23 protein-coding genes, 2 tRNA genes and 4 rRNA genes are annotated in these 26,927 nt (G+C 53.4%); 10 read left to right on the forward strand and 19 right to left on the reverse strand.

All coding sequences use genetic code 11. From position 1 onward, the window contains the following. Nucleotides 1–72 precede the first annotated feature (72 nt). From atoD to WN53_RS05600, 4 genes are read left to right on the forward strand one after another with little or no spacing between them, the layout of a single operon-like run. The gene (gene atoD, locus WN53_RS05585) at nt 73–735 is read left to right on the forward strand and encodes an acetate CoA-transferase subunit alpha (RefSeq protein WP_024484011.1); all 663 of its coding nucleotides are present in this window, start codon (nt 73–75) and stop codon (nt 733–735) included. After that, nucleotides 735–1,400, forward strand: a complete 666-nt coding sequence (locus WN53_RS05590; RefSeq protein ID WP_024484012.1) for a 3-oxoacid CoA-transferase subunit B — start codon at nt 735–737, stop codon at nt 1,398–1,400. Before atoD ends, WN53_RS05590 begins: the two co-directional genes overlap by 1 nt. Then, nucleotides 1,397–2,719, forward strand: coding sequence for a TIGR00366 family protein (locus WN53_RS05595; RefSeq protein ID WP_024484013.1), 1,323 nt, complete (start codon nt 1,397–1,399; stop codon nt 2,717–2,719). The genes WN53_RS05590 and WN53_RS05595 overlap by 4 nt, the downstream gene beginning before the upstream one ends. Before the next feature lie 24 nt (nt 2,720–2,743). Next, nucleotides 2,744–3,928 carry an acetyl-CoA C-acetyltransferase gene (locus WN53_RS05600; protein ID WP_024484014.1) on the forward strand — a complete coding sequence of 395 codons (1,185 nt, stop codon included), beginning with the start codon at nt 2,744–2,746 and terminating at the stop codon, nt 3,926–3,928. Nucleotides 3,929–3,968: 40 nt separating this feature from the next. Here the strand turns inward: WN53_RS05600 and aceK are convergent, their stop codons facing one another. From aceK to WN53_RS05650, 11 genes are all read right to left on the reverse strand, one after another. Further along, on the reverse strand, nt 3,969–5,717 hold the full coding sequence (aceK, locus tag WN53_RS05605) for a bifunctional isocitrate dehydrogenase kinase/phosphatase (RefSeq protein ID WP_024484015.1): 1,749 nt from the start codon (nt 5,715–5,717) through the stop codon (nt 3,969–3,971). 61 nt (nt 5,718–5,778) lie between these two features. After that, the gene (gene aceA, locus WN53_RS05610; RefSeq protein ID WP_024484016.1) at nt 5,779–7,086 is read right to left on the reverse strand and encodes an isocitrate lyase; all 1,308 of its coding nucleotides are present in this window, start codon (nt 7,084–7,086) and stop codon (nt 5,779–5,781) included. Between the two features lie 46 nt (nt 7,087–7,132). Next, a complete protein-coding gene (aceB, locus tag WN53_RS05615; protein WP_024484017.1) occupies nt 7,133–8,731 on the reverse strand; it encodes a malate synthase A in 1,599 nt (532 codons plus the stop codon). Between the two features lie 375 nt (nt 8,732–9,106). Continuing rightward, nucleotides 9,107–10,036: a homoserine O-acetyltransferase MetA gene (gene metA / locus WN53_RS05620; RefSeq protein WP_024484018.1), complete on the reverse strand. Its 930-nt coding sequence runs from the start codon at nt 10,034–10,036 to the stop codon at nt 9,107–9,109. Nucleotides 10,037–10,221: 185 nt separating this feature from the next. Next, nucleotides 10,222–10,395 (reverse strand): hypothetical protein, encoded by a 174-nt coding sequence (locus WN53_RS28570; RefSeq protein WP_158645263.1) that lies wholly within the window; start codon nt 10,393–10,395, stop codon nt 10,222–10,224. Nucleotides 10,396–10,501: 106 nt separating this feature from the next. Continuing rightward, a 5S ribosomal RNA gene (rrf, locus tag WN53_RS05625) occupies nt 10,502–10,617 on the reverse strand. A 54-nt stretch (nt 10,618–10,671) separates the two neighbouring features. Beyond that, nucleotides 10,672–10,747, reverse strand: a tRNA-Thr gene (locus WN53_RS05630). Nucleotides 10,748–10,760: 13 nt separating this feature from the next. Then, nucleotides 10,761–10,876 (reverse strand): 5S ribosomal RNA (rrf, locus tag WN53_RS05635). Nucleotides 10,877–10,984: 108 nt separating this feature from the next. Continuing rightward, a 23S ribosomal RNA gene (locus tag WN53_RS05640) occupies nt 10,985–13,892 on the reverse strand. 242 nt (nt 13,893–14,134) lie between these two features. Next, nucleotides 14,135–14,210, reverse strand: a tRNA-Glu gene (locus WN53_RS05645). Between the two features lie 205 nt (nt 14,211–14,415). Further along, nucleotides 14,416–15,956 (reverse strand): 16S ribosomal RNA (locus tag WN53_RS05650). The 16S, 23S and 5S rRNA genes sit together here with 2 tRNA genes alongside, the layout of an rRNA operon. A gap of 516 nt (nt 15,957–16,472) precedes the next feature. On the opposite strand from WN53_RS05650, the gene WN53_RS05655 reads away from it, so the two are divergent. Beyond that, nucleotides 16,473–17,015, forward strand: a complete 543-nt coding sequence (locus WN53_RS05655) for a gamma carbonic anhydrase family protein (protein ID WP_021808115.1) — start codon at nt 16,473–16,475, stop codon at nt 17,013–17,015. Nucleotides 17,016–17,048: 33 nt separating this feature from the next. On the opposite strand, the gene aroE is transcribed toward WN53_RS05655, so the two are convergent. Genes aroE through dprA form a run of 5 tightly spaced genes read right to left on the reverse strand, consistent with a single transcriptional unit; the run spans nt 17,049 to nt 20,593 of the window. Then, the gene (gene aroE / locus WN53_RS05660) at nt 17,049–17,867 is read right to left on the reverse strand and encodes a shikimate dehydrogenase (RefSeq protein WP_024485628.1); all 819 of its coding nucleotides are present in this window, start codon (nt 17,865–17,867) and stop codon (nt 17,049–17,051) included. An 11-nt stretch (nt 17,868–17,878) separates the two neighbouring features. Next, nucleotides 17,879–18,448 (reverse strand): L-threonylcarbamoyladenylate synthase type 1 TsaC, encoded by a 570-nt coding sequence (tsaC, locus tag WN53_RS05665; protein ID WP_024485627.1) that lies wholly within the window; start codon nt 18,446–18,448, stop codon nt 17,879–17,881. Between the two features lie 7 nt (nt 18,449–18,455). Further along, nucleotides 18,456–19,001 (reverse strand): DNA topoisomerase family protein, encoded by a 546-nt coding sequence (locus WN53_RS05670; protein WP_024485626.1) that lies wholly within the window; start codon nt 18,999–19,001, stop codon nt 18,456–18,458. A 25-nt stretch (nt 19,002–19,026) separates the two neighbouring features. After that, nucleotides 19,027–19,500: a DUF494 family protein gene (locus tag WN53_RS05675; RefSeq protein ID WP_021182206.1), complete on the reverse strand. Its 474-nt coding sequence runs from the start codon at nt 19,498–19,500 to the stop codon at nt 19,027–19,029. Next, the gene (gene dprA, locus WN53_RS05680) at nt 19,472–20,593 is read right to left on the reverse strand and encodes a DNA-protecting protein DprA (RefSeq protein WP_024485625.1); all 1,122 of its coding nucleotides are present in this window, start codon (nt 20,591–20,593) and stop codon (nt 19,472–19,474) included. Before dprA ends, WN53_RS05675 begins: the two co-directional genes overlap by 29 nt. 132 nt (nt 20,594–20,725) lie before the next feature. On the opposite strand from dprA, the gene def reads away from it, so the two are divergent. From def to mscL, 5 genes are all read left to right on the forward strand, one after another. Continuing rightward, nucleotides 20,726–21,235: a peptide deformylase gene (gene def / locus WN53_RS05685; protein ID WP_024485624.1), complete on the forward strand. Its 510-nt coding sequence runs from the start codon at nt 20,726–20,728 to the stop codon at nt 21,233–21,235. 17 nt (nt 21,236–21,252) lie between these two features. Beyond that, entirely contained in the window at nt 21,253–22,197 is a 945-nt protein-coding gene (gene fmt, locus WN53_RS05690; RefSeq protein ID WP_046808027.1) for a methionyl-tRNA formyltransferase, read from the forward strand. 72 nt (nt 22,198–22,269) lie between these two features. After that, nucleotides 22,270–23,559 carry a 16S rRNA (cytosine(967)-C(5))-methyltransferase RsmB gene (rsmB, locus tag WN53_RS05695; protein WP_024485623.1) on the forward strand — a complete coding sequence of 430 codons (1,290 nt, stop codon included), beginning with the start codon at nt 22,270–22,272 and terminating at the stop codon, nt 23,557–23,559. 70 nt (nt 23,560–23,629) lie between these two features. Beyond that, nucleotides 23,630–25,006 carry a Trk system potassium transporter TrkA gene (gene trkA, locus WN53_RS05700; RefSeq protein WP_021182211.1) on the forward strand — a complete coding sequence of 459 codons (1,377 nt, stop codon included), beginning with the start codon at nt 23,630–23,632 and terminating at the stop codon, nt 25,004–25,006. 138 nt (nt 25,007–25,144) lie between these two features. Then, nucleotides 25,145–25,561 carry a large-conductance mechanosensitive channel protein MscL gene (gene mscL / locus WN53_RS05705; protein ID WP_021808121.1) on the forward strand — a complete coding sequence of 139 codons (417 nt, stop codon included), beginning with the start codon at nt 25,145–25,147 and terminating at the stop codon, nt 25,559–25,561. Between the two features lie 75 nt (nt 25,562–25,636). Here mscL and WN53_RS05710 read toward each other — a convergent pair whose 3' ends face one another. From WN53_RS05710 to rplQ, 3 genes are all read right to left on the reverse strand, one after another. After that, nucleotides 25,637–25,843 (reverse strand): alternative ribosome-rescue factor A, encoded by a 207-nt coding sequence (locus tag WN53_RS05710; protein WP_021808122.1) that lies wholly within the window; start codon nt 25,841–25,843, stop codon nt 25,637–25,639. 79 nt (nt 25,844–25,922) lie between these two features. Beyond that, nucleotides 25,923–26,354, reverse strand: coding sequence for a Zn(2+)-responsive transcriptional regulator (gene zntR / locus WN53_RS05715; RefSeq protein WP_024485622.1), 432 nt, complete (start codon nt 26,352–26,354; stop codon nt 25,923–25,925). Between the two features lie 151 nt (nt 26,355–26,505). Then, nucleotides 26,506–26,895 (reverse strand): 50S ribosomal protein L17, encoded by a 390-nt coding sequence (gene rplQ / locus WN53_RS05720; RefSeq protein WP_004929726.1) that lies wholly within the window; start codon nt 26,893–26,895, stop codon nt 26,506–26,508. Nucleotides 26,896–26,927: the final 32 nt, after the last annotated feature.

Genomic DNA, 26,927 nt, shown 5'->3' on the forward strand with positions numbered 1-26,927 from the left:
AGGTTCAATTGGCATGAAGGTTGCTATTCCTTAATTGAAACTATTTTTTAGTGTCAAATATAAGGGATAACCATGAAAAGAAAACTCATCGATATTGAGCAGGCGACCGAACATTTCCGTGATGGCATGACCATCATGATTGGTGGTTTTATGGGCGTGGGCGCCCCACCGCGTCTTATTTCAGCCTTACTGGCAGCAAACGTAAAAGATCTCACCTTAATCACCACCGATACCGCCTTCGTCGATACCGGTGTTGGGCCATTGGTAGCCAGTGGCAGGGTGAGGAAAGTTATCGCCTCCCATATCGGCACCAACCCAGAAACTGGCCGCCGTATGATCTCGGGCGAGATGGAAGTGGAGTTGGTTCCACAGGGCACGCTAGCGGAACGTATCCGTTGTGGTGGTGCTGGCCTGGGTGGCTTCCTGACCCCCACTGGCGTTGGCACCGTGGTCGAAGAAGGTAAACAAAAAATCACGCTGAACGGTATCGACTACCTGCTGGAACTGCCTTTACGCGCCGATCTGGCCTTGGTACGCGCCCATCTTAGCGACTATCAGGGCAACCTGACCTACCAGCTAAGCGCCCGTAACTTCAACCCGCTGATGGCACTTGCCGCTGACGTTGTTATCGCCGAACCGGAATCCGTGGTGGATATCGGCAGTATTACCCCTGACTGCGTCATCACCCCAGCCGCGTTAATTGACCACATTGTCTGCCCGCAGGAGAACCAATAATGAACGCTAAAGAACTTATCGCTCGTCGCGTGGCCCTTGAACTGCACGATGGGGACATCGTCAATCTGGGCATCGGGTTACCCACTCAGGTGGTCAACTATTTACCCACCGATATTCATATCACCCTGCAATCTGAAAATGGTTTTCTTGGTTTAGCGCCGGTCACCGAGGCCCATCCCAATCTGGTCAATGCCGGTGGTCAGCCCTGCGGCATCTTGCCGGGTGGCGCGGCCTTCGACAGCGCATTTTCCTTTGCTCTGATCCGTGGCGGCCATGTTGATGTTAGCGTGCTAGGCGGCTTACAGGTCGATCAACAGGCCAACCTCGCCAACTGGATGGTACCGGGAAAAATGGTACCAGGTATGGGGGGGGCGATGGATCTGGTTACCGGCGCACGACGGGTGATCATTGCGATGGAACATTGCGCCAAAGACGGCTCCGCCAAAATCCTCCAGCACTGCTCACTACCGCTGACCGCGAAAAATAAAGTCAGCATGGTGGTGACCGAGTTGGCCGTTTTCAGCTTCGAACAAGGCAAGTTGGTCCTGATGGAGCATGCGCCAGGCGTTACTCTGGAAACCATTCAGGCCAAAACAGAAGCTGAATTCTCCGTGTCATCGGACCTCAAAGCCATGCCGATTGTGGTAGAGGAAGGTGTCGTATGATTGGCCGCATCTCCCGCTTTTTAACCGGTTTCGTTAGCCGCTATCTGCCTGACCCGCTGATTTTTGCCATGTTGCTAACGATGCTGACCTTTGGTATCGCACTGGCACTCACCCCTCATACGCCAATTGAAATGGTGAATATGTGGGGTAATGGCTTCTGGAATCTGCTGGCCTTCGGTATGCAGATGGCGCTGATTATCGTCACCGGCCATGCTCTGGCAACCTCCGCACCGGTCAAGCGTATCCTGACGCTCACAGCTTCGGTCGCTAAAACTCCGGCTCAGGGCGTGATGTTGGTGACTTTCCTCGGGTCGGTAGCCTGCGTCATCAACTGGGGGTTTGGTCTGGTGGTCGGCGCGATGTTTGCCCGCGAAGTCGCACGCCGTATTCCCGGCTCCGATTACCCGCTATTAATTGCCTGCGCTTACATCGGCTTCCTGACCTGGGGCGGCGGCTTCTCTGGCTCTATGCCGCTGCTGGCCGCCACACCAGGCAACCCGGTGGAACATATCGCCGGTTTGATCCCGGTCTCCGACACGCTGTTCACTGGCTACAACCTGTTTATTACCTTAGGTCTGATCCTGGTGATGCCGTTCGTCACCCGCATGATGGTCCCCAAGCCACATGAGGTGGTAAGTGTGGATCCTGCGTTGCTGGCGGAAGAGCCAAGCTTCCAAAAAAAGCTGGCTGCTGATGCTCCAATTGCTGAAAAAATGGAAGAAAGCCGCATTATTGCCTTCATCATCGGGGCCCTAGGCATTGCCTATTTAGGGATGAGCTTCTGGGAAAAGGGCTTCAACATCACGATTAATACGGTAAACATGATGTTTATGATTGCCGGTATCCTGCTGCACAAAACCCCGATGGCCTATATGCGCGCCATCTCTGCGGCGGCCAAGAGCACGGCAGGCATTTTAGTCCAGTTCCCATTCTATGCCGGGATCCAGCTCATGATGGAACACTCTGGCCTCGGCGGCCTGATCACCGAGTTCTTCATCAACGTGGCCAACAAAGACACCTTCCCTATTATGACCTTCTTCAGTTCGGCACTGATTAACTTTGCCGTGCCATCAGGTGGCGGTCATTGGGTGATCCAGGGGCCATTCGTTATTCCTGCTGCTCAGGCTCTGGGGGCCGATTTAGGTAAGTCGGTGATGGCTATCGCCTATGGCGAGCAGTGGATGAACATGGCGCAGCCTTTCTGGGCGCTACCTGCGTTGGCTATCGCCGGTCTGGGGGTCCGGGACATCATGGGCTACTGCGTCACCGCCCTGCTGTTCTCTGGCGTCATCTTCGTTATCGGCCTCACCCTATTCTAGCGTTGTCACATAAGGAATTATCGTATGGAGAGTATCGTTATCGTCAGCGCCGTGCGTACGGCTATTGGTAACTTCAATGGGGCTTTGGCACCGGTCAGCGCAACAGATTTAGGTTCGCTGGTGCTGCGAGAAGCCATGGTTCGTGCCGGTATCGGTGGCGACCAGGTGGATGAAGTCATTTTAGGCAATGTGCTCCAGGCCGGATTGGGCCAAAACCCGGCACGGCAAGCGCTGTTGAAAAGTGGCATACCTGACACCGTCAGCGCTTATACCGTCAACAAGGTCTGTGGTTCAGGTTTGAAAAGCGTGGCCTTGGCCGCTCAGGCCATTTTAGCCGGGGATGCACAAACAATTATCGCTGGCGGCATGGAAAATATGAGCCAAGCACCTTATCTGATGGATAGCAAAGCGCGTTGGGGCTATCGACTGGGTGACGGTCAACTGTTCGACGTGATCCTGAAAGATGGTTTGATGTGTGCCACCCATGACTATCATATGGGGATCACCGCAGAGAATGTCGCAAAGGACTATGGCATTACTCGCGAAGCACAAGACGCACTGGCGCTGGCATCGCAGCAGAAAGCGGTCGCCGCCATCTCAAGCGGCGCTTTCGCCAAGGAAATCGTGCCCGTCACGGTGAAGAACAGGAAAGGTGATATCGTCGTCGATACCGACGAGTTCCCGAAAGCCGCTACCACAGCGGAAGGCTTGGTCAAATTACGCCCGGCCTTTAGCAAAGACGGCAGCGTCACCGCCGGTAATGCGTCCGGGATTAATGATGGTGCAGCCGCGTTGGTGGTAATGGCAGAAAGCCACGCCCGCCAGCTAGGCTTAATCCCTCTGGCACGGATCCGCGGTTATGCTAGCGGTGGGGTAGCTCCTGCGCTGATGGGGATGGGCCCCGTACCTGCAACCCTTAATGCTCTGAAGAAAACTGGTTTGGCACTAGCGGATATCGATTTGATTGAGGCCAACGAGGCTTTCGCCGCACAGTTTTTGGCCGTAGGGAAAACCCTGGGGTTCGCTGAGGAAAAGGTTAACGTCAACGGTGGTGCTATTGCGCTGGGCCATCCGATAGGTGCCAGCGGTGCGCGTATTCTGGTCACCCTGCTACACGCCTTACAAGCCAGAGATAAAACTTTGGGGCTGGCAACGCTGTGCATCGGCGGTGGCCAAGGCACTGCGATGATTATTGAGCGCCTGAGCTAGTCCACTTAAGGAGCGAGCCTGGCAACCTCGCTCCTGGTTATCAGGCCGATTTGGGCATGGCAGGATTTAATGTCCGCTGGCTGAAACGCCGCTTTTTACGGTAGGCAAACACATCCTCGACGTGCCCTTCCTTGATGCGCTGCTGCAACCCTCGCCAGTAGTCCGCTTCAAACAGATCGCTGTGCATCTCCTCAAAGACCTTGCGGATGCGCCGGTCGCCACACAGGAAATGGCGGAACTCTTCGGGGAAAACGTCGTTGGGTGAAATGCTGTACCAGGGCTCGCTGGCCAGTTCATCTTCCGGGTAGCGCGGCGGCGGGATATTACGGAAGTTCACCTCGGTCATGTAGCAAATCTCGTCGTAGTCGTAAAACACTACGCGCCCATGACGTGTCACGCCGAAGTTCTTGAACAGCATATCGCCGGGGAAGATATTGGCCGCAGCCAGCTGTTTGATCGCATTACCATATTCTTCGATGGCGTCATGCATTTGCCGTTCGTCTGCCTGTTCGAGATACAGGTTCAACGGCGTCATTCGCCGCTCCATATACAGATGCTTGATGACCACCCGATCGCCGAGATCTTCCAGTTTTTCCGGCACTTCACGCTGCAACTCCGCCAACAGTTGCGGGCTGATACGCGCCTTATCCACCACAAAATTCTCATATTCCTGGGTATCGGCCATCCGCCCGACGCGATCGTGCTCTTTTACCAGTTGGTAGCAGGCCATCACCTGCGCCTGCGTAACCTCTTTCTGCGGCGCAAATTCGTCTTTGATCACTTTGAATACCCGATCAAAGGACGGCAGCGTAAACACCAGCATCACCATGCCTTTCACGCCCGGCGCAATAATAAATTGCTCCTGCGACTGCGCCATAAAATTCAGGTATTCACGGTAGCATTCGGTTTTACCATGCTTCTGGCAGCCGATCGCCATATACAGTTCGGCGGTGGTTTTACCCGGCAGGATCTCCCGCAACCACTCAACCATCGCCGCTGGCAACGGGGCATAGACCATAAAGTAGGAACGGGCGAAGCCAAACACGATGCTGGCTTCGGCCTTGCTGGTCAGGCAGGTATCAATGAACAGCGCGCCAGACTCGCTGTGGTGGATCGGCAACAGGAACGGGTAAACCCCGTCGGCCACCCGCAGTTTACCGACCAACCAGGCCGCCTTGTTACGGTAGAACAGCTCATTGCCGATTTGGAACGTCGCTCCCGCTAGCTGTTGAGAGCTGAAGGTCTGCAGTAAGGCTTGGGTGATATAGCGAATATCACGTGGCAGGTCTTCCCATGGCAGTCGCAACGGCAAGTCGATCAACAGGCTGTGCAGCATGGCAGCCAAATCACCATTGGGAGTAAAATCACGAGCCAACGGCCTGGGAATATCGCGAAAGCGCCGTTCGGGCTGAGAGCTGAAAACGAACAGCTTATCTGGGGTTAAATCCCGATGTTTGAATAGCCGACAGTAAACCGAGTTGAAGAAGCTTTCGGCAATCTCAAAACGCGGGTAGTCAGGCAACAGCTCGGTATAAACCGCCTTCACCCTATTAGGGAAATCCGCATCGTAGTATTTCTGCCCGGTGATGCATTTCAGTTGCTCGACCACCAGACCAACGTGGTGATCGTAAAGATGAATACGTCGTTTCATCGCCTGTTGTACGGCGGGCCAGTCTGCCTGCTCAAAACGCTGCTGCGCTCCGGCCGTGACTTCAAGAAAGCGGCCATATTGCGCATCAAAGCCCTGCAGGATCGTCTGTGCAATCAACAGCTCCAGTTTTTCCGCCATCTTTGCCTCTGCCATTCAGGAATGAAACAAGAGCCTGGCGCTATGCCAGGCCCCTTGGGGATCAGAACTGCTGTTCTTCGGTGGAACCGGTCAGTGCCGTTACCGAGGAAGCGCCCCCCTGAATAATGGTGGTTACCTTATCGAAGTAGCCGGTCCCCACTTCCTGCTGATGCGAAGCAAAGGTGTAACCGCGCTCGACCGCGGCGAACTCCGGCTGCTGCACTTTTTCGACATAGTGCTTCATGCCTTCGCCACGCGCGTAAGCGTGTGCCAGATCGAACATGTTGAACCACATGCTATGGATACCGGCCAGCGTGATGAACTGGTACTTGTAGCCCATGGCGGACAGCGCATCCTGGAAGCGGGCGATAGTCTGATCGTCCAGGTTCTTTTTCCAGTTGAACGACGGTGAGCAGTTATAGGCCAATAGCTTGCCCGGGAACTTGGCATGGATCGCGTCGGCAAAGCGTTGCGCAGCTTCCAGGTCCGGCGTTGAGGTTTCGCACCACACCAGATCGGCATAAGGCGCATAGGCCAGCCCACGGCTGATCGCCTGCTCAATACCGGCATGGGTACGGTAGAAACCTTCGGCGGTGCGCTCGCCAGACACGAAGGCGCTGTCATACGGATCGCAATCGGAGGTCAGCAGGTCTGCCGCGTCGGCATCAGTACGAGCAATCAGCAGGGTTGGGACACCGAGAACGTCAGCAGCCAAGCGCGCCGCAACCAGCTTCTGGATAGCTTCCTGAGTCGGTACCAAGACCTTGCCGCCCATATGACCACACTTCTTCACTGCCGCCAGTTGGTCTTCGAAATGTACCCCGGCTGCACCGGCTTCGATCATCGCCTTCATCAGTTCAAAGGCATTCAGCACGCCGCCAAACCCGGCTTCGGCATCCGCCACAATCGGCAGGAAATAATCGGTATAGCCTTTGCTGCCGGGTTCAACCTTATTCGCCCACTGGATCTGATCCGCCCGACGGAAAGTATTGTTGATACGCTCAACCACCGTCGGGACAGAGTCGACCGGGTACAGTGATTGATCGGGATACATAGCGGAAGCCGTGTTGGCATCAGCCGCTACCTGCCAACCGGACAGGTAGATCGCTTCAACGCCCGCTTTCGCCTGTTGCAGCGCCTGGCCACCGGTCAGCGCCCCAAGGCTGTTCACGTACCCTTTGCGGGATTTACCGTGCAGCAGCTCCCAGAATTTCGCCGCACCGTTTTGCGCCAACGTGCAAACCGGATTAACCGATCCACGCAGGTTGATCACGTCTTCGGCGCTGTAAGGGCGGGTGATGCCCTCCCAGCGTGCTGATTTCCATTCCTGTTCCAGCTGTTGGATCTGTTGGGTACGAGAGGTCGTCATATTTTTATCCTTTTCAATACTGTAGGGTTAAAGGTCAGGAACGGTTTCAGGCCAGTAATTCGTAGCCGGGTAAGGTCAGGAAATCGATTAATTCGTCTTGCGTGGTGATACGTTCCATCAGCTGTGCCGCCTCTTCGAAACGGCCTGCGTGATAACGCGCTTCACCCAATTCTTTACGAACGACCTGCATCTCTTCCTGCAGCATCTGGCGGAACAGGGCCTTGGTTACCTGTTGGCCATTGCTGAGGCTTTTCTCGTGATGGATCCACTGCCAGATTGAGGTACGTGAAATCTCGGCGGTGGCGGCATCTTCCATCAGGCCATAAATCGGTACACAGCCATTACCGGAGATCCAGGCTTCAATGTATTGCACCGCCACGCGGATATTGGCGCGCATGCCGGTTTCGGTTCGCTCACCGTCACACGGCTCCAGCAGTTGCGCCGCCGTGATAGGAGCATCGTTCTCACGCAGCACGTCTAGCTGGTTCTGGCGCTCACCCAGGATGCGGTTAAACACTTCCATCACCGTATCGGCCAGACCTGGATGTGCCACCCAAGTCCCGTCATGACCATTGGTCGCTTCCAGTTCTTTATCAGCACGCACCTTGCCCAACACCACTGCGTTTTGCTCGGCGTCTTTGCTGGGGATAAACGCCGCCATTCCGCCCATAGCAAAAGCACCGCGGCGGTGACAGGTCTTGATCAGCAAGCGTGAATAAGCACTGAGGAAAGGCTGGGTCATAGTGACTGACTGACGGTCAGGCAACACCCGATCGTCATGGTTCTTCAGCGTTTTGATATAGCTGAAGATGTAGTCCCAACGGCCACAGTTCAGCCCGACGATATGATCGCGCAGGTGATACAGGATCTCGTCCATCTGGAATACCGCAGGCAGGGTTTCAATCAACACCGTGGCCTTGATGGTGCCGCGCGGTAACCCGAAGCGATCCTCGGTAAAGCTAAAGACTTCGCTCCACCAGGCAGCCTCCTGCCAGGACTGGGTTTTCGGCAGGTAGAAATACGGGCCACTGCCTTTTGCCAGCAGTTGGCGATAGTTATGGAAGAAATAGAGTGCAAAATCGAACAACCCGCCTGGGATCGCTTCCCCCTGCCACTGCACATGTTTTTCCGGCAAATGCAGGCCACGCACGCGGGCAATCAACACCGCGGGGTTGGGTTTGAGCTGGTAAATCTTGCCGGCTTCGTTGGTGTAAGAAATAGTGCCGTTGACCGCATCATGCAGGTTGATCTGCCCGTCGATAACCTTGTCCCAGCTGGGTGCCAGTGAGTCTTCAAAGTCGGCCATAAATACTTTGACGTTGGCATTGAGGGCGTTGATCACCATTTTGCGTTCAACCGGACCGGTAATCTCAACCCGACGGTCGCGCAAGTCAGCGGGAACGCCGCGGATCTGCCAGTCACCCTGTCGAATGGAATCCGTTTCCGAAATAAAACCTGGCAGCTCGCCACGATCGATTTTCTCTTGCCAGCTGGCTCGTGCCGCCAACAGTTTGTTGCGTTGTGGCGTAAATTTACCCACCAGTTCAGCCAGGAACTCGACCGCGTCACCCGTCAGTATCTGCCGCTCTGCTGAGCCGAAAGCCTGTGTAAACGCTAATTCTGTGCCTACCATCTGTTGCGTCATTGTCTTGATCCTTTCCATCATTCCACGCTGCCATTGCAGGCCAGGCGAAGCATTGTTGTCGGAAATCGGGTGAAAAAAAGACCGCCAACTGGTCAGATGTCATCCCGCAGGATCCTAGAATAACCAACAAAAATTAAAAATCAAAAACGATTTCCATTTTTTTAATAAATATTTTATTAACCTTTTATTATCAATTGATTAGATTATTTATCATTTATAGCAAACTAGGAAACCGGTTCCATTACGACAAAGGAATGGCGGTAATACATTGTTTTTAAATGAGTTATAGATGCTGAAACGTTGCAGATTTGGCGGGATAAACGGTGGGGTAAACCCGGGTGGCCTCGATTCAGCCACCCGGTACAGAGAAAAATGTTACTCGAGGGTAGGATTCATATGACGTAGATCGAACGGCGTGATCTGGTAAACGTAGTAGTTCAACCAGTTGGAAAACAGCAGGTGACCATGGCTTCGCCATGAAGCTGCAGGGGGCAATTCGGGGTTATCATCGGGGAAATAATTTAGCGGTACGGTAGGATTGAGGCCTGCATCGTTATCGCGACAATACTCGCCCGCTAACGTCAGGGTGTCATATTCCGGATGCCCGGTGACAAAGGCCATGCGTTTATCCTTGGTGGCGAACAGATAGGCGCCTGCCAGCTCTGATTCAGCCAGGATATCCAGGTCGGTGTACTGCCGAAGGATCTCGGTTGGGAAATCGGCATAACGGGAGTGAGGTGCCAGGAAGGTTTCATCAAAACCTCGGGTCAGCAAGGCATGCTGGTGCAACGTACGATGCTGGTACACACCCGAGAGCTTCACCTCACGCGTCTTCTTTGGAATGCCGTACAGGATGTTTAGCGCGGCCTGCACTGCCCAACAGACAAACAAGGTTGAGGTCACATGATCCTTGGCCCATTCGATCACTCGCTCGATCTGCGGCCAATAGGCGACATCACAGAAGTCCACCAAGCCCAGCGGAGCGCCGGTGACGATCAGCCCGTCAAAGTTCTCATTCTGGATATCTTCAAAGTTACAGTAGAAATTATTCAGGTGCTCCGTAGGCGTGTTCTTCGACTCACGGCTATCGATGCGCAGTAGCTGAATATCGATCTGCAATGGCGAGTTGGAAAGTAAACGCAGGAACTGGTTTTCCGTTTCGATCTTTTTCGGCATCAGGTTGAGGATAAGTACCTTTAACGGCCTGATTTCCTGTGTTTTTGCGCGTGAGGATGTCATGACAAACACGTTCTCATTACGCAAGAAATTGACCGCAGGTAACTCATCAGGAACACGAATCGGCATTGCTTACCCCTCACACATCCGTTTATACGTTTAGACTTCTAGATGCCCGAAGATAACGCTTTTTTAGCGTCATGTCGAGGATTCAACGGGAAGGTGAAAATGTTTCATCGCCAGATAAAGTGAGTTAAACCGGGGGTCGGTTAGTGTTTATCAGTTCAGCAAAAAATACGAGCAGTGATGCCCCCTCACCCTAACCCTCTCCCCCAGGAGAGGGAACCGATCGAGTCCGCTGATACTTCCCCCACGCTTTCCGAAGCCACACAGGCTAACCATAACATCGGCAGGTTCCCCACTTCTCGAAGCGGTACAGGCTCACCTACGATGGCGGACAGCTCCCTCTCCCCCACACCGGTGTTCATGATGTTCCCGGTTGGTACTCAGGGAGAGGGTTGGGGTGAGGGGATTTCTGTTTTCGATGCATAGCAAAAAGGCCATCCTTGCGGATGGCCTCTCGGCTTAATTGATGCTTGGCAGTGTCCTACTCTCGCATGGGGAGACCCCACACTACCATCGGCGCTACGGCGTTTCACTTCTGAGTTCGGCATGGGGTCAGGTGGGACCACCGCGCTATTGCCGCCAAGCAAATTCTTTTGATTCTTTTCTTTCTGCCGAACTTCTAAACCACTTAAATAAAGTGGTGCTGATACCCAGAGTCGAACTGGGGACCTCACCCTTACCAAGGGTGCGCTCTACCAACTGAGCCATATCAGCACACTAATTTGATGCCTGGCAGTGTCCTACTCTCGCATGGGGAGACCCCACACTACCATCGGCGCTACGGCGTTTCACTTCTGAGTTCGGCATGGGGTCAGGTGGGACCACCGCGCTATTGCCGCCAGGCAAATTCTGTTTCATTCCAACCGCTTCACTCTCGTGTCGCCATCGAAACCAATCTCGGAACTTCGCTGAAAATCTACTTCAATCTCTCTAAAACACCTTGGGTGTTGTAAGGTTAAGCCTCACGGATCATTAGTACTGGTTAGCTCAATGCATCGCTGCACTTACACACCCAGCCTATCAACGTCTTAGTCTTAAACGTTCCTTTAGGGGCCTTAAAGGCCCAGGGAAGACTCATCTCGAGGCAAGTTTCGCGCTTAGATGCTTTCAGCGCTTATCTTTTCCGCACTTAGCTACCGGGCAGTGCCATTGGCATGACAACCCGAACACCAGTGGTGCGTTCACTCCGGTCCTCTCGTACTAGGAGCAACCCCTCTCAATCTTCCAACGCCCACGGCAGATAGGGACCGAACTGTCTCACGACGTTCTAAACCCAGCTCGCGTACCACTTTAAATGGCGAACAGCCATACCCTTGGGACCTACTTCAGCCCCAGGATGTGATGAGCCGACATCGAGGTGCCAAACACCGCCGTCGATATGAACTCTTGGGCGGTATCAGCCTGTTATCCCCGGAGTACCTTTTATCCGTTGAGCGATGGCCCTTCCATTCAGAACCACCGGATCACTAAGACCTACTTTCGTACCTGCTCGAGCCGTCACTCTCGCAGTCAAGCTAGCTTATGCCTTTGCACTAACCTCACGATGTCCGACCGTGATTAGCTAACCTTCGTGCTCCTCCGTTACTCTTTGGGAGGAGACCGCCCCAGTCAAACTACCCACCAGACACTGTCCTCACCCCAGATTATGGGGCCGAGTTAGAACATCAAACATTAAAGGGTGGTATTTCAAGGTTGGCTCCATGCAGACTGGCGTCCACACTTCAAAGCCTCCCACCTATCCTACACATCAAGGCTCAATGTTCAGTGTCAAGCTATAGTAAAGGTTCACGGGGTCTTTCCGTCTTGCCGCGGGTACACTGCATCTTCACAGCGAGTTCAATTTCACTGAGTCTCGGGTGGAGACAGCCTGGCCATCATTACGCCATTCGTGCAGGTCGGAACTTACCCGACAAGGAATTTCGCTACCTTAGGACCGTTATAGTTACGGCCGCCGTTTACTGGGGCTTCGATCAAGAGCTTCGCCTTGCGGCTGACCCCATCAATTAACCTTCCAGCACCGGGCAGGCGTCACACCGTATACGTCCACTTTCGTGTTTGCACAGTGCTGTGTTTTTATTAAACAGTTGCAGCCAGCTGGTATCTGCGACTGGCTTCAGCTCCGAGAGCAAGTCTCTTCACCTACGCGCCAGCGTGCCTTCTCCCGAAGTTACGGCACCATTTTGCCTAGTTCCTTCACCCGAGTTCTCTCAAGCGCCTTGGTATTCTCTACCTGACCACCTGTGTCGGTTTGGGGTACGATTTGATGTTACCTGATGCTTAGAGGCTTTTCCTGGAAGCAGGGCATCAACTACTTCTGCACCGTAGTGCATCGTCATCACGCCTCAGGGTTGATAGCGTTCCGGATTTACCAGGAACACCCCCCTACACGCTTAAACCGGGACAACCGTCGCCCGGCTAGCCTAGCCTTCTCCGTCCCCCCTTCGCAGTAACACCGAGTACAGGAATATTAACCTGTTTCCCATCGACTACGCCTTTCGGCCTCGCCTTAGGGGTCGACTCACCCTGCCCCGATTAACGTTGGACAGGAACCCTTGGTCTTCCGGCGAGCGGGTTTTTCACCCGCTTTATCGTTACTTATGTCAGCATTCGCACTTCTGATACCTCCAGCAAACCTCACAGTTCACCTTCAACGGCTTACAGAACGCTCCCCTACCCAACAACGCCTAAGCGTCGCTGCCGCAGCTTCGGTGCATGGTTTAGCCCCGTTACATCTTCCGCGCAGGCCGACTCGACCAGTGAGCTATTACGCTTTCTTTAAATGATGGCTGCTTCTAAGCCAACATCCTGGCTGTCTATGCCTTCCCACATCGTTTCCCACTTAACCATGACTTTGGGACCTTAGCTGGCGGTCTGGGTTGTTTCCCTCTTCACGACGGACGTTAGCACCCGCCGTGTGTCTCCCGTGATAACATTCTTCGGTATTCGGAGTTTGCATCGGTTTGGTAAGCCGGGATGGCCCCCTAGCCGAAACAGTGCTCTACCCCCGAAGATGAGTTCACGAGGCGCTACCTAAATAGCTTTCGGGGAGAACCAGCTATCTCCCGGTTTGATTGGCCTTTCACCCCCAGCCACAAGTCATCCGCTAATTTTTCAACATTAGTCGGTTCGGTCCTCCAGTTAGTGTTACCCAACCTTCAACCTGCCCATGGCTAGATCACCGGGTTTCGGGTCTATACCTTGCAACTATTCGCCCAGTTAAGACTCGGTTTCCCTACGGCTCCCCTATACGGTTAACCTTGCTACAAAATATAAGTCGCTGACCCATTATACAAAAGGTACGCAGTCACACCACGAAGGTGCTCCCACTGCTTGTACGTACACGGTTTCAGGTTCTATTTCACTCCCCTCGCCGGGGTTCTTTTCGCCTTTCCCTCACGGTACTGGTTCACTATCGGTCAGTCAGGAGTATTTAGCCTTGGAGGATGGTCCCCCCATATTCAGACAGGATGTCACGTGTCCCGCCCTACTCATCGAACTCACAGTTAATGCATTTTAGTGTACGGGGCTATCACCCTTTGCTGCGCGACTTTCCAGACGCTTCCACTAACACAAGAACTGATTCAGGTTCTGGGCTGTTCCCCGTTCGCTCGCCGCTACTAGGGGAATCTCGGTTGATTTCTTTTCCTCGGGGTACTTAGATGTTTCAGTTCCCCCGGTTCGCCTCGTATGGCTATGTATTCACCATACGATAGTGTGTCGAAACACACTGGGTTTCCCCATTCGGGTATTGCCGGTTATAACGGTTCATATCACCTTACCGACACTTTTCGCAGATTAGCACGCCCTTCATCGCCTCTGACTGCCTAGGCATCCACCGTGTACGCTTAGTCACTTAACCTCACAACCCGAAGGTGTTTCTGTAAACAGAGACACTGTCGTGCTGTTTATTTGAGAGACTCTATGACAGGTTAATCCTTACCCCAATACATCTACGGAGGGATAAGTTTCAGCTGTCATGTTTCAATTTTCAGCTTGTTCCAGATTGTTAAAGAGCAATATCTTAAACACGACTCGCAAGAGTCATCTTTAAGATAATCAGTCACGAATGACCGGTGATAATGTCTTTCACTCATTATCGGATGGCGTCCCCAAGGGGATTCGAACCCCTGTTACAGCCGTGAAAGGGCAGTGTCCTAGGCCTCTAGACGATGGGGACCCGAAATTTGCTTATCGAATCACTGATTCGATAATTTCGGGTAAAGGTGAGATTTTTCGTGAAAAATCGAGCGCCATTGTTGTTTGTCACTGCACTAGACAGCCACAAATTTCCCGGCACTTACCTATACCACAAGGTTTTGTTTGCTCATTACTTTTCATCAGACAATCTGTGTGGACACTGCACTTAACTGCATATCTTTAGGTAAGGAGGTGATCCAACCGCAGGTTCCCCTACGGTTACCTTGTTACGACTTCACCCCAGTCATGAATCACAAAGTGGTAAGCGCCCTCCCGAAGGTTAAGCTACCTACTTCTTTTGCAACCCACTCCCATGGTGTGACGGGCGGTGTGTACAAGGCCCGGGAACGTATTCACCGTAGCATTCTGATCTACGATTACTAGCGATTCCGACTTCACGGAGTCGAGTTGCAGACTCCGATCCGGACTACGACATACTTTATGAGGTCCGCTTGCTCTCGCGAGTTCGCTTCTCTTTGTATATGCCATTGTAGCACGTGTGTAGCCCTACTCGTAAGGGCCATGATGACTTGACGTCATCCCCACCTTCCTCCGGTTTATCACCGGCAGTCTCCTTTGAGTTCCCGCCATTACGCGCTGGCAACAAAGGATAAGGGTTGCGCTCGTTGCGGGACTTAACCCAACATTTCACAACACGAGCTGACGACAGCCATGCAGCACCTGTCTCACAGTTCCCGAAGGCACCAATCCATCTCTGGAAAGTTCTGTGGATGTCAAGAGTAGGTAAGGTTCTTCGCGTTGCATCGAATTAAACCACATGCTCCACCGCTTGTGCGGGCCCCCGTCAATTCATTTGAGTTTTAACCTTGCGGCCGTACTCCCCAGGCGGTCGACTTAACGCGTTAGCTCCGGAAGCCACGCCTCAAGGGCACAACCTCCAAGTCGACATCGTTTACAGCGTGGACTACCAGGGTATCTAATCCTGTTTGCTCCCCACGCTTTCGCACCTGAGCGTCAGTCTTTGTCCAGGGGGCCGCCTTCGCCACCGGTATTCCTCCAGATCTCTACGCATTTCACCGCTACACCTGGAATTCTACCCCCCTCTACAAGACTCTAGCTTGCCAGTTTCAAATGCAGTTCCCAAGTTAAGCTCGGGGATTTCACATCTGACTTAACAAACCGCCTGCGTGCGCTTTACGCCCAGTAATTCCGATTAACGCTTGCACCCTCCGTATTACCGCGGCTGCTGGCACGGAGTTAGCCGGTGCTTCTTCTGCGAGTAACGTCAATGAACGGTGCTATTAACACTGAACCCTTCCTCCTCGCTGAAAGTGCTTTACAACCCGAAGGCCTTCTTCACACACGCGGCATGGCTGCATCAGGCTTGCGCCCATTGTGCAATATTCCCCACTGCTGCCTCCCGTAGGAGTCTGGACCGTGTCTCAGTTCCAGTGTGGCTGGTCATCCTCTCAGACCAGCTAGGGATCGTCGCCTAGGTGAGCCATTACCTCACCTACTAGCTAATCCCATCTGGGCACATCCGATGGTGTGAGGCCCGAAGGTCCCCCACTTTGGTCCGAAGACGTTATGCGGTATTAGCTACCGTTTCCAGTAGTTATCCCCCTCCATCGGGCAGTTTCCCAGACATTACTCACCCGTCCGCCGCTCGTCACCCAGGAGCAAGCTCCTTGTGCTACCGCTCGACTTGCATGTGTTAGGCCTGCCGCCAGCGTTCAATCTGAGCCATGATCAAACTCTTCAATTAAAAGCTTGATTTGCTTCAACTCGTGAAGCGATGCTCGAAAATTAACTTTCGTAATAATTCATTCGCATGAATTACTGCTTGGTCACTCTTCAAGACTTGATATTTTTTGCTACCGAAGTAGCTGGATATCGTCTTGTGAGTGCCCACACAGATTGTCTGATAAATTGTTAAAGAGCAGTGAGTTACGCGCTTTCGCTTGCTAACTCGAGGTGGCGTATATTACGCTTTCCTCTTTCAGAGTCAACCTTAATTTCAGGTTTTTTTCTCTGCGACCCCCGGAGACTCTGTGAAGTTGTTCACATGTTCCGTGTCGATGGAGGCGCATTATAGGGATCCCATTTTTTTCCACAACCCCTTTTTAGATCTTTTCTTACCGACTGCGCACTTTTCCGCCCTTTCGCACGGATCTTGCCCGATCAAGGCCATTTTACCGACGATCCTCCGTGTTAACTGGTTGTAATTCCACCGTCAAAGTCTAGTATTGCCGGTAATAAGATCCTTATACGAGGCAATCCCATGTCCAATTCAGTGCGTCCTTATCTTCATTATTCCCCTCAAATTGGCCAACGCGTCATGATCGATCCTTCCAGCGTAGTGATCGGCAACGTTGATCTGGCTGATGACGTCAGCGTTTGGCCCTTGGTTGCCATCCGCGGTGATGTCAACGCGGTAAAGATCGGCGCACGCAGTAATATCCAGGATGGCAGCATTCTGCATGTCACCCATCAATCCGATTATAATCCGGCGGGTTACCCTTTATTGATCGGCGAGGATGTCACCGTAGGGCATAAAGCCATGCTGCATGGTTGTACCATCGGTAATCGCGTTTTGGTGGGGATGGGCTCAATTCTGCTCGACGGTGCCGTAATAGAAGATGATGTGATGATTGGTGCTGGTAGCCTGGTCGCACCCGGCAAGCATCTGGAAAGTGGCTACTTATATGTAGGCAGCCCTGCGCGCCGGGTTAGAGCCTTGACTCCGGCGGAACTGGAAGGGTTACGTTATTCGGCCAATAACTATGTACGTTGGAAAGACGAATACCTTAGCGAAGATATCTGACTGCCCGCCCTGCTTGCCAGAGCGGGGCAACCCTCACACCGCCATTTCCTGACGTAATTGCTGCAATACCGGTTCGATCTCCGGCATCACGCCATGCCATAAAAAGAAAGCATGGGCAGCCTGCCCCACCAGCATACCTAAACCGTCCGCATAATGTTGCGCCCCCAACTGCTGCGCCCAAGCCAGGAATGGGGTGCCACCCTGTTGGTAGAACATGTCATAGCACCGGGTCGTGCTGTGGATAATGCTGTCAGGCAGTGCGGGGATCTCCCCCTTGAATCCTGAAGCCGTCGCGTTGATCACTAAATCAAAATGCTGCTGATCCAGCCGATCCAGCGGCAAGGCGGCGATCTCACCTAGATGCCGGAACGCCGCTGCCAACTCCTCGGCGCGGCTGAAGGTGCGGTTAGTCAACACTACTTCACAGCCAAAGGAGAGCAGCGGCAGGATCACGCCGCGCGCAGCACCGCCCGCTCCCACCAGCAACACGCGATCATCTGGCCGAATCAACCACTGGCGTTCAAGATCCGACAGCAAACCTATACCGTCGGTGTTATCCCCCAGCAGCTTTCCATCGGGCAATACCTTTAGCGTATTCACCGCACCGGCCATTGCCGCCCTTTCGCTAAGTTCGCTTGCTGCCTCATAGGCACATTCCTTAAAAGGAACGGTGACGTTGGCCCCTTGGCCACCAGCAGCAATAAACCGTTGCAGGGTAGGTACAAATCCGTCCAACGGAGCCAGCATGGTGCCATAGGGATGTTCGATCCCGGTTTGCTGCGCAAATAGCGCGTGGATGCGGGGGGACTTACTGTGAGCAATCGGGTTGCCGAATACCGCGAACTTCTCCATAGATCTAGCCTCTAGCCCTGACGGATCAGCTCACCGGTCAAAGCATCTCTGATTTCAGAAGGGTTTAACCGGCCACCCACGTTACCTGACAGCACTGGGAAAGCGTCACCAAACTGCTGCTGCACTTCAGCCACGCTGCGGCACGGCTCTTCACCGCTTAAGTTGGCACTGGTTGACACCAACGGCTTGCCGAACTGACGGCACAGCTGTTGCACCAAGGGATGATCGCTAACGCGCACGGCCAACGAACTAAAGCGGCCAGTCAGCAAGGCTGGCGTTTGCGGTTTTACCGGGATCACCCAGGTTACCGGGCCAGGCCAGCTGGCAAAGATCGTGGCACGCTGCTGCTCATTCAATGCGCCATCATCAATATAAGGCGCTAGCTGGGCATAATCGGCAGCGATCAGGATCAAGCCTTTTTCCCACGGACGTTGTTTCAAGGCCAACAGCTGTTTGACGGCCTGTTCGCTATCTGGGTCACACCCCAGACCGAATACCGCTTCTGTTGGATAAGCGATTACCTGCTGGTTTTCCAGCGCGGCAATAATAGGCGCGAATGCGGAAGTTTGTTCTGGGTTCATAGCTTGATTATTCTGAGATAGCGACGGGTTTTCCGCACAGTTTACTGGCACAGCAAAGCGTTGGGCCTTTTGCCGTGCGCTTTTCCATCAGTAATGGATAGTGGCAGTAAGCACACTCACCGGCGACGGGTTTAAAATTGAGCACAAACTGACATTCCGGGTAGCGATCGCAGGAATGGAACACCTTGCCAAAGCGAGATTTGCGCTGCAGCAGTTGACCTTGGCCACACTGAGGGCAGGCGATGCTGGTTTCATCCGGTTTGTCGATCACTTCGGTATGATCGCAGTCGGGATAGTGGCTGCAACCGATAAACATGCCATAACGCCCCTGGCGTAACACCAGCGTTGCCTGGCATTTCGGGCATTGCTGGCCCTCCAGCACTTTGACAATATGGCCATCCGCCTGCGCTTTTAAAGGCCGGATATACTCGCACTGCGGATATTGAGAACAGCCGAGGAAGGGGCCGTGGCGACCACTGCGGATCACCAAGTCGGCCCCGCATTCCGGACAGGGTTCATTTTGCCTCGCGGCAAAAATCGCTGGTTTTGTCATAACGTCTTCTATGCCTGTTACCTACTCAGTGCAGGTAACCTTCGTTTACTTCAAACAACAGTTCTTCCATCTGCTGATAGGCGCTCTCATATCCGGGGATATTGAACAACACCATCAGCACTACCCATTTCAGATCTTCGAGATCAAATTCCGTATTATCCAAAGCCATAACACGATCGATAACCATTTCACGGGTTTCGAGGTTCAATACCTGGATCTGTTCTAGGAACAGGAGAAAACCACGGCAACCGGCATCTAAACGCACACTCTCTTCTTCGGTGTAGATCCGCATAGCCAGCGGATCGGCATCCATAAAATAAGGGGCATTCTCGCCTTCCTGGAGGTCTGCAAGCTTTTCGAGCCAATTCAACGCGTTGAAGATATCATCACGATCAAATCCTGCTTCGGTAAGATCGTCGGTCAAGGTATCCTGATCAACGTGCATCTCTGGCTCATTGTGGATATAGGTCTCAAACAAATACATGAGTACGTCGAACATGGCATGCCCTCCTTATTCGGACATAGCCGCCGGGTACAGCTGCGATCCAACCTGCTAACTCCAGATCGAGTAATTTGATTACTACCTCTGGCACAGGTTGGCCGGCACGTTCAGCGACGACGTCAACAGGTGTCACCTCATCTCCTACGTTAGCCAACACATCGGCAAATGGCAATTCAACTTCGGCCTCTGATGCAGAAATAGTTGTATTTTCGCTCACGGACAGCCATTGCAGCCCACTTCCCAGCTGTTCTGCGATATCTTTTGGGCCTGTGACCAGGCTGGCCCCCTGCTGGATCAGCCAATGAGTTCCCTCGCTCATCGGGTTACCCAACGCCCCCGGCAGGGCAAACACTTCACGCCCCTGTTCCAACGCGTAGCGCGCGGTGATCAGCGACCCGCTACGCAATGAAGCCTCTATGACCACCACGCCCGCACTTAACCCACTGATAATACGGTTACGACGCGGGAAATGAGCCGCCAGCGGCAAATCGGTAGCCAGATGCTCGGAAATCACCGCTCCGCCCTGTTCAATGATTTGCTCTGCCAGCCGGCGATGGCGGCGTGGGTAGATATTTGCCAGCCCACTGCCCAATACCGCAATGGTGACTCCTTCAGCCTCCAAGGTGGCACGGTGACAGATCCCATCAATACCAATAGCCAAACCGCTGGTGATGGCGAAACCGCAATGCACCAACCCGCTGGCAAAGTAAGTGCCCCACTGCTCGCCATAGTGGCTGAACTGGCGGCTACCCACCATGGCAATTTGCGGTAGTTGCAAAGCCCCTACATCGCCCTGCACCATCAGTAATAACGGCGCGTCATCGATATGCGCCAAGAGTTCGGGAAACGCTGGCTCACCGTATCGCACCATATGATTGCCCGGCTGCTCCAGCCACTTGAGCGTTGCCTTGAGATACTGCCCATGCCCCCGCCGAAACTGTTTTTGCTGCTGGTCATTCAGCCCCAGGGGCTTAAGCAATCGATAAGGATCGCCGCCTTCGGCAATCAGGCGATCGATAGTCTGGCTGGCTTGCAGTGCGTCGATCTCTGTCACTGCATGCATACGTAGAGCGATTTCTTCTGGCCGCATGGAGCATTCCCTCGCTGCAATTAGGGGATTACCAATTCGTGCAATTGGTCTGGGATGCTGTCAATCAGGCCAAGAAATGTCTAGAATAGAAGCTAATCACTGTTCATCACTCGGATACAGATCTTAAGATATATGTCAGTCTTGCAGGTATTACATTTCCCAGACGAGCGGCTACGCAAAATTGCGGCCCCGGTAAAAGAAGTCAATGCAGATGTCCAGCGCATCGTGGATGATATGTTTGAAACCATGTACGCAGAGGAAGGCATTGGCCTGGCTGCGACTCAGGTCGATATTCATCAGCGCATTATCGTCATCGACGTTTCTGAAAACCGCGATCAACGCCTGGTGTTGATCAACCCGGAACTGCTGGAAAAAAGCGGTGAAACCGGTATCGAAGAAGGCTGCCTTTCCATCCCTGAGCAACGCGCCTTGGTGCCACGCGCAGAGAAAGTGAAGATCCGCGCCCTCAATCGTGAAGGACAACCTTTTGAGCTTGAGGCCGATGACCTGCTGGCAATCTGTATCCAGCATGAAATGGATCATCTGGTTGGCAAACTGTTTGTCGATTACCTGTCGCCGTTGAAACGCCAACGTATCCGTCAGAAACTGGAAAAAATGGCCAAGCTTGAAGCTCGCGCCTAACCGATCAGGAAATCAACGTGTCTGACTCTTTACGGATTATTTTTGCCGGAACCCCAGACTTTGCAGCGCGTCACCTAGACGCGCTGTTGTCATCTGGGCACCAGGTGGTCGGCGTCTTCACCCAGCCCGATCGCCCCGCAGGCCGCGGTAACAAACTGACGCCAAGCACGGTCAAGGTGCTGGCCGAACAGCATCAAATCCCCGTTTTCCAGCCTAAGTCACTGCGCCCGCAAGAGAATCAGCACCTGGTTGCCGACCTGAATGCGGACGTGATGGTGGTGGTAGCCTACGGCCTGATCCTGCCGAAAGCCGTGCTGGATATGCCGCGCCTGGGCTGCATCAACGTTCATGGCTCTTTGCTGCCACGCTGGCGCGGTGCGGCACCGATCCAACGCGCTTTGTGGGCTGGCGATAGCGAAACTGGCGTAACTATCATGCAAATGGACGTGGGTCTCGATACCGGCGACATGATGCACAAGATCTCTTGCCCGATCGAAGCCACCGATACCAGCGCCAGCCTATACAACAAGCTGGCAGAGCTGGGGCCACAAGGGCTGCTGATCACCTTGCAGCAATTAGCGGCGGGTACGGTACAGCGCGAAGTTCAAGACGAAGCGCTGGTGACCTACGCAGAAAAGCTGAGCAAGGAAGAGGCACGCCTGGACTGGAGCCTTTCCGCCGAACAGTTGGAACGCTGTATTCGTGCTTTCAATCCTTGGCCAATCAGCTATTTCACCATCGACGATCAGCCGGTGAAAGTCTGGCAGGCAACCGTGCTGGCGGAAACCGCCAACGCAGAACCGGGTACTATCGTACACGCCGACAAGCACGGCATTCAGGTTGCTACCGCGCAAGGTATTCTCAACCTCACGCAGCTCCAGCCTGCCGGTAAAAAACCGATGTCGGCACAAGATTTACTGAATTCTCGCCGCGAATGGTTCACGCCGGGCAACCGGTTATAAGCCACTCCCACTGCCCGGCCATTGTTGCCGGGCTGTTCGTTTCTTAATGCCGATCGTAATCCGCCTTAGCCTATGAAAAACAATTACAATCTCCGAAGCATTGCTGCCAAGGCCATCGGCCAGGTACTGGATCAAGGGCAGTCGCTCAGCACCATTTTGCCCACATTACAAAAGAATATTTCTGACAAAGATCGTGGGCTATTGCAGGAACTCTGCTTTGGTACGCTGCGGGTGCTGCCGCAGCTCGAATGGTGCATCCAGCAGTTGATGGCAAAACCCATGACCGGCAAACAGCGCCCACTGCACTATTTGCTGATGGTTGGCCTGTATCAGCTACTGTATACCCGTATTCCGCCGCACGCGGTGTTAGCCGAAACGGTTGAAGGCGCGGTCGCCTTGAAGCGCCCACAGCTGAAAGGATTGATTAACGGTGTACTGCGCCAGTTCCAACGCCAGCAAGAAGAACTGCTGGCACGTGCAGCCAATAACGAAAGCCGCTATCTGCACCCTAGCTGGTTGCTTAAACGCATCAAACTGGCTTATCCGGCACAGTGGGAGCAGATCGTTGATGCCAATAATCAGAAGCCGCCAATGTGGCTGCGCGTCAACCGTCTGCACCATACCCGTGAAGATTATCTGCAGCTTATGCAGCAGGCCGGTATTACCGCCGAGCCTCATGCGGAGTATCGCGACGCAGTTCGCTTGCTGGCTCCATGCCCGGTAACGGACTTACCCGGTTTCTCCGATGGCTGGGTAACGGTACAAGACGCTTCCGCTCAAGGTTGCGTTGATCTTCTGGATCCGCAAGACGGTGAGCAGATCCTCGATCTTTGTGCAGCCCCCGGCGGCAAAACAACCCATATTCTGGAAGCCGCGCCCAAAGCTCATGTGCTGGCCGTGGATATCGACGAACAGCGTTTAAGCCGGGTGAAAGAAAACCTGCAGCGCCTGCGCCAACATGCAGAAGTTCGCCAGGGTGATGGCCGTACCCCGCAAGAGTGGTGCGGTGACCAACAGTTCGATCGTATCCTGTTGGATGCCCCTTGCTCCGCCACCGGCGTTATTCGCCGCCACCCGGATATCAAATGGCTGCGTCGTGACAGCGATATCGCCGAACTGGCTGCTTTACAGAATGAAATTCTGGAAGCTATCTGGCCACGTCTGAAACCCGGCGGCGTAATGGTTTATGCAACCTGCTCTATTCTGCCGCAGGAAAATAGCGAGCAGATAGCTGCGTTCCTGCAACGTCACGGCGATGCCAAGCTGGTTGAAACCGGTGACACGCAATCACCAGGTAAACAGAATCTGCCTCATCCTGAGGATGGCGATGGTTTCTTTTACGCTAAGCTGATTAAAATATAACTGTTCAGGGAGCGCCCACGGGCGTTCTCAACTTTCGGCCACGGCCGTCGCAGATCGAGCAGAGAAATCGATGAAAATAATTATTCTTGGCGCAGGGCAAGTTGGCGGAACACTGGCTGAAAACCTGGTGGGTGAAAATAACGATATCACCGTGGTCGATACCGACACCGGTCGTCTACGCCAGTTGCAGGACAAGTTTGACCTGCGCGTCGTCCAGGGGCACGGCTCCCATCCGCGCGTATTACGCGAAGCCGGCGCCGAAGATGCCGATATGCTGGTTGCCGTCACCAACTCTGACGAAACCAATATGGTCGCCTGTCAGATTGCTTATACGCTGTTTAACACCCCGAATCGTATTGCACGGATCCGGGCGCCGGATTATATCCGTGAGTCCGAGAAGCTATTCCATCCAGAGGCGGTGCCCATCGACCACCTGATCTCGCCGGAGCAGTTGGTTATCGATTACATCTATAAGCTGATCGAATACCCTGGCGCCTTGCAGGTGGTGAACTTTGCCGATGGCAAGGTCAGCATCGCCGCGGTGAAGGCCTATTATGGCGGCCCACTGGTGGGGAATGCTCTGTCTGCCATGCGTGAGCATATGCCACATATCGATACTCGCGTGGCGGCTATTTTCCGCCATGACCGGCCGATCCGCCCGCAAGGCTCGACCATAATCGAAGCGGGCGATGAGGTGTTCTTCGTTGCCGCATCACAGCACATACGCGCGGTAATGAGTGAGCTGCAACGGCTCGAAAAGCCCTACAAACGCATCATGATCGTCGGCGGTGGTAACGTGGGTGCCGGACTGGCACATCGGCTAGAAAAATCGTACAACGTGAAGCTGATTGAGAAGAACCAGCAACGTGCCGCCGAGCTAGCAGAGCAACTGCACGATACCATCGTGTTTTATGGCGATGCCTCCGATCAGGAGCTGTTGGCCGAAGAGCATGTCGAGCAGGTGGATGTATTTATTGCCATCACCAACGATGACGAAGCCAATATCATGTCTGCCATGCTGGCCAAACGCATGGGAGCCAAAAAGGTGATGGTATTGATCCAGCGCCGTGCTTATGTCGATCTGGTCCAGGGCAGCGTGATTGATATCGCGATTTCGCCGCAGCAGGCCACCATCTCCGCACTGCTGGGCCACGTGCGTAAAGCCGATATTGTCAGCGTCTCCTCACTGCGCCGCGGCGTTGCCGAAGCCATTGAAGCGATTGCCCATGGCGATGAAAGCACCTCCAAGGTCGTAGGCCGTATGGTAGAAGAAATCAAGCTGCCGCCAGGTACCACCATTGGGGCGATCGTGCGTGGCGATGATGTGATCATTGCCAACGGCAACAGCCGGATCCAGCAAGGCGACCACGTGATCATGTTTATTACCGATAAGAAATTTGTGCCAGACGTTGAGCGTCTGTTCCAACCAAGCCCGTTCTTCTTATAGATACTTAAATCATGCGAATGGTTTTTGACACATCCGGAGTCGAGAATTAGGAAAAACCAAAAATTTTCCTATACTGATTGTGTCAAAGGGGAATTGCTTTGTTAAAATTGCGTTACTAATTTTTTGAGGGGTGTTCTGATGGGTATGTTAAAAGAGTTCCGCGAATTTGCCATGCGTGGCAACGTGGTCGATCTGGCAGTGGGTGTGATCATTGGTGCGGCATTCGGTAAAATCGTTTCTTCCTTGGTTGCCGACATCATCATGCCACCTTTGGGGCTGCTGATAGGTGGCGTTGATTTCAAACAGTTCCATCTGGTACTGCGTGAAGCCAAAGACAATGTCCCAGCAGTAGTGATGAACTATGGCTCCTTCCTGCAGAATATCTTTGATTTCGTGATCGTCGCCTTTGCGATCTTTATGGCTATCAAGTTAATGAACAAAATGCGCCGTAAAGAAGTTGAAGAGCCAGCCGCACCGCCTGCGCCAACGGCCGAAGAGAAGCTGCTGACAGAAATCCGCGATCTGCTGAGTCAGCAACAGCAGCCCAAGCTGTAATTCAGAGCTATAAGACGGGCGCAGCATGCGGCGCCCCTACTTTTGAGCCATCTTGCGAGATGGCTTTTTTGTGGCTTAAAACCAGAAGGCCAGTGGTAAATTGTCGTTGGGCAATTTACCACTGGCCTCCCAGTTACCGCCTTTTGCGTGTTTATCTTTACGCCGGTAGCTGCCTTTCCCTTTACTGTTCTTCTCTACCCGTTGGCGGAAAAGAGGATCGTGTAGCAACGCCTCAATGGCATTGTCCTGGATCTTGCCTTTGGTATGACGATATTGAGTCATCACGGTCTTCCTGTTGGTTGGTGATAATAAACGCGCCGATAATACTGCTGGCTAGATAAAAATTAAAGTCCATACGCCACTAAACCGCACTTTTGGCTTTCTCTTCGCTAGCTCCCTGCTCCAAAGCCTCCAGAATCGAACAATAATTGCTGGTGTGTTCGCTACCACAGCAGGCATCGCTGAGCCTTTTCAGCGACTCGCGCATTCTGGTTAACTCGGTCAGTTTGCTTTCAACCTCATGTAGGCGCGCATCAACAATGGACTTCGACTCTTCGCAGGTGTGATGCTCTGGATCTACACGGATCGACAGCAACTCGGCGATAGTTTCAAGCGTGAAGCCCAGCTGTTTGGCATAGCGGATAAAACGCAGGCGCTGTAAGTCCTGATCGCTATACAGCCGATAGCCGCCTTCGGTACGAATATGGTGATCCATCATGCCTTGCTTCTCGTAATAGCGCACCGTATCTGGCGTTACGTCAGCCAGTTTGGCTAATTGCCCAATTTTGAACATCATGACTTCTCCGTATTGCACTTATCACTGATAGCCTGAGCATAGCGGATATGGGGAGGGATCTTAAGCATTGCCGGGAGGGGAAAGCACGTTTGGCGAGCTACAGACGTAAAAAAACCGGGCAAGCCCGGTTTTTTTACGCTTCCACAGATTACTCTGCAGTTGCTACTTCTGCTTGAGACTCAGCACGATCAACCAGCTCGATGTATGCCATCGGCGCGTTGTCGCCTGCGCGGAAGCCACACTTCAGAATGCGAGTGTAACCACCGGCACGGCTCGCAAAACGCGGGCCTAGCTCGTTAAACAGTTTTGCCACGATCTCGTTATCACGAGTACGGGCGAATGCCAGACGACGATTAGCAACGCTGTCGGTCTTGGCAAGAGTAATCAGCGGCTCAACAACGCGACGCAGCTCTTTCGCTTTTGGCAGGGTCGTCTTGATGATCTCATGACGAACCAAAGAGCCGGCCATGTTACGGAACATAGCCTGGCGATGGCTGCTGTTACGGTTCAGTTGACGACCACTCTTACGATGGCGCATGACCTTATCCTTCTCAGTAAAACCTTAACCTG

Source organism: Serratia fonticola (genome assembly GCF_001006005.1).
Taxonomy (GTDB): domain Bacteria; phylum Pseudomonadota; class Gammaproteobacteria; order Enterobacterales; family Enterobacteriaceae; genus Chania; species Chania fonticola.